A 3,487-nucleotide genomic window follows, 5' to 3' on the forward strand; every position below is an offset into this window, starting at 1 on the left:
GACTCGGGTAAACCGTTAATCGCCCGGTAACGCTCAATAAATCTGGTTTTTACCGGAATTTCCAATGCCGGGAGAAATTTACTTCGCATCACCGCATGATCAAACAGGGCTTCCAGGCATACCAGAATATCAGCCTTTTCCACCAGGTTAAAGGAGCGGTGGGCAAGATTATCCCAAAATGCCAGGGCAAATAGATTCTGTTTCTGCTCACCTGCAGCCACAAGGTAAGCGTTTATTTCAAGTTTTTCTCCAAAAACCTTCCTGGCAGCTTCAAGCCGGCGGCGACCACAGACAATAATATAACCCCTGCTCCCTGCCATCAATAAAGGCGGCGTCAGGACGCCCACCTGACGAACAGAAGCATAAAAATTTTCAGCCAGGGATCCGTAGGAAAAGGGGAAACTTCGATCGAGAAAATCAATTTCGGAAAGAATACAGGAAATTAATTCTTGTTTTGGCGCAATTAAAATCATATAACGACGGCTGAACCTTTATCCTTGAACCTTGAACCTTTTCGAATCATTTTACCATCAAGATATAACACAGCCATCGGTCAACCACAAGATATTAGCATGGATTTCAGCGCCGAATTAAAACATACCATTCGCCGGATGTATGACACAGCAGCCCGGAAACCCGATGGTCTTTTGAGCCAAGTAGCGCTTAACCGGGGCCGTGAACTGCTGACAAGCTTAGGCTATCAGGCAACAGATATTGACAGTGTTCCTGAAAGTATTATTCAATCAGCTTTTCCCTGCGGCAACCCCCTGCCGATCATCAGGAAACTGCAACCAAAAAACATTCTGGATCTGGGTTGCGGCAGTTGTCTTGATATCGGCATCATGGCTGCGGACCAAAACCACCAACAGCAGCTTATTATCGGCGTGGATTTCAGCCGGGAACTTCTCAGCCTCGGCAGCCGCTTCATTTCATTATCATCAGCCAATCATATCCGGCTTCTAACCGCCGACCTGACTGACCTTCCTTTTTCCGGCCCGCATTTTGACTGCATCAACCTGAACGGCTCCTTCAATGTCATCTATGATAAAGCGACATTTCTGAAACAAATTTCAGCTCTTCTACATCCCGATGGCCATGTACTGATCAATGATCTGCTACTGGTGGAGGAACTGCCGGCCGGATTTACCGACGATATCATCAACTGGACCTGGAATGTAGCCGGGGCACTGCCACCTGAAGAGTTGGAAAAACTCGCTGGGGAAGCAGGCCTGGCCCTGGTTCACTTTCATGATCATGAACGGCTGGCGCCGGTCTGCCGGGGGGAAATACTCTTGCAAAAAAGGAACTCAACTTTCTGAGTTGTTTTAAAAACAGCTGAAAGAATCTTACGGGGATGTTCCGGCATGGCTCTCGCTCATTCTCGCCGGCCGTCCATGGCCTGCCTGTGCGTGCCGCACGCAGACAGGCCGGCTTGTGAGACGCGCTAAAGCAATGTCCCCGATTGTCCGCCGCGAATCACAATGGGGGACAGTTTTAAAACTGTCCCCAACCAGGCGGCCAATACCGCCTGCCTGTCGGCAGACACGGCTATGAGCCAAGCCCGAACATCCGGTAATGTATCCCTGACAATACAAGTCAAAAAGTTGAGAAAGGAAGTAATCAGGCTGGCGGCGCTGTAAACGGCACACTGAAACACTGGCCACCCTGCTGGACTGAATCAACCAGCCAGAAATGATCATCACGGTGAGGATAGTCAATATTATAATGCAGCCCACGGCTTTCCTTACGGTACATGGCCGATGAGATAATCAGATCCGCAACCACGGAAATATTCCGTAATTCCAACAGGTTGCTTGACAGTACATGATCCCAGTAAAATTGACGTATCTCATTCTGCAGCATATCGATGCGATGTTTGGCCCGCAGCAGCCGTTTATGTGACCGGACAATCCCGACATAATTCCACATCAAGCGACGGATTTCATCCCAGTTGTGCGAAATAATAACATTTTCATCCGGTTCATCTCTAAGATGGGTATATATCCACTCGGGAAAATCAGGAATTTCTTCCCGATCAGCTTTCAACACCGCAATTGAAGCTTTTGCCGCCCGGCAGGAATAAACCACTCCCTCCAGCAGCGAATTGCTGGCCAGACGATTTGCACCGTGCAAACCGGTACAGGACACTTCCCCGCAGGCATACATTCTTGGCAGTGAACTGCGACCATCCCCATCAACCACAATGCCACCGCACAAGTAATGGGCCGCCGGCACCACCGGTATGGGCTCACTGGTAATATCGATGCCATAACCTAAACAGGTGGAATAAATATGAGGAAAGCGCTGCTTAATATAGTCAGCTTGGAGATGAGTGATATCAAGGAAGACAAAATCATCCCCCGTGGCTTTCATTTCACTGTCGATGGCCCGGGCGACAATGTCCCGGGGAGCAAGTTCCATGGCTGGATCATAACGATCCATGAACCTCCAGCCATCCCGACGTCGCAAAATTCCACCTTCACCACGAACGGATTCAGAAATCAAAAAGTTTTTAGCCAGATGGTGATACAAACAGGTTGGATGAAATTGAATAAATTCCATATTCGCAATCTTCGCCCCGGCCCGACAGGCCATGGCTATCCCGTCTCCGGTAGCAATATCGGGATTAGTGGTAAACAGATACACCTTGCCTACCCCCCCTGTGCCCATCAGGGTCTGACGAGCCAGAAAAGTATGCACTTTCCCATTAGCACAATCCAGTGCATAGGCCCCCCAGCAAACATCATCCTGAATTGCCGTACCTAAATAGCGACTGGGAATCAGCAGGTCAATGGCTGCCATATCTTCAAAAAAGGTAATCTGGTCATTTTCCTGGCAGCTGTCAATCAACGCTTTTTCAATTTCTCTGCCAGTCCAGTCAGCCGCATGAAGAATACGCCTTTTGGAATGACCTCCTTCCCTGGTAAGATCATAGGATTTCTCGGCGGCAGAATCCATAGTTTCGGTGAACTTGACTCCCAGTTCAATCAAATCATTGATTCTCCGGGGGCCTTCATGCACCACGGTTTCAACCGCATCAAGATGACACAATCCGGCTCCGGCCTTCAGGGTGTCGGCAATATGTGAGGCATAAGTATCATTGAGGTCAGTGACCGCAGCGATGCCACCCTGGGCCAGATTGGTGTTGGAATCCTTCTTTTTTTTCTTGGTGATCACCGCAACTGACCCATAAGAAGCCACCTGCAAAGCATAAAACAGCCCGGCTATGCCACTGCCGACAACCAGAAAGTCATATTTATGAACCATGGATATTTACTCCCATTATTTAGTACTTTCTGTTGAAAAGCTATTTACTCAACTTTCTGAGTTGATCTGAAAACAGCTGAAAGAAATCTCCAGGGATGTTCCGGCATGGCTCTCGCTCATTCTCGCCGGCCGTCCATGGCCTGCCTGTGCGTGCCGCACGCAGACAGGCCGGCTTGTGAGGACACCGCTAAAGCAATGTCCCCGATTGTCCGCCGCGAAT

At 49.2% G+C, this 3,487-nt stretch carries 4 protein-coding genes; 2 read left to right on the top strand and 2 right to left on the bottom strand.

Annotated features, from left to right (window positions below):
- A partial coding sequence (locus U9P07_05440) for a ParB/RepB/Spo0J family partition protein (GenBank protein MEA2108846.1) occupies positions 1-473 on the bottom strand: 473 nt, incomplete at its 3' end.
- 99 nt (positions 474-572) lie between these two features.
- Here U9P07_05440 and U9P07_05445 point away from each other — a divergent pair.
- Positions 573-1,319: a methyltransferase domain-containing protein gene (locus tag U9P07_05445; protein ID MEA2108847.1), complete on the top strand. Its 747-nt coding sequence runs from the start codon at positions 573-575 to the stop codon at positions 1,317-1,319.
- Positions 1,320-1,481: 162 nt separating this feature from the next.
- Positions 1,482-1,640 (top strand): hypothetical protein, encoded by a 159-nt coding sequence (locus U9P07_05450; GenBank protein MEA2108848.1) that lies wholly within the window; start codon positions 1,482-1,484, stop codon positions 1,638-1,640.
- On the opposite strand, the gene nadB is transcribed toward U9P07_05450, so the two are convergent.
- On the bottom strand, positions 1,621-3,267 hold the full coding sequence (gene nadB / locus U9P07_05455; protein MEA2108849.1) for an L-aspartate oxidase: 1,647 nt from the start codon (positions 3,265-3,267) through the stop codon (positions 1,621-1,623). The genes U9P07_05450 and nadB overlap by 20 nt on opposite strands.
- Between the last annotated feature and the right edge of the window lie 220 nt (positions 3,268-3,487).

The organism is Pseudomonadota bacterium (assembly GCA_034660915.1).
GTDB lineage: Bacteria > Desulfobacterota > Anaeroferrophillalia > Anaeroferrophillales > Anaeroferrophillaceae > DQWO01.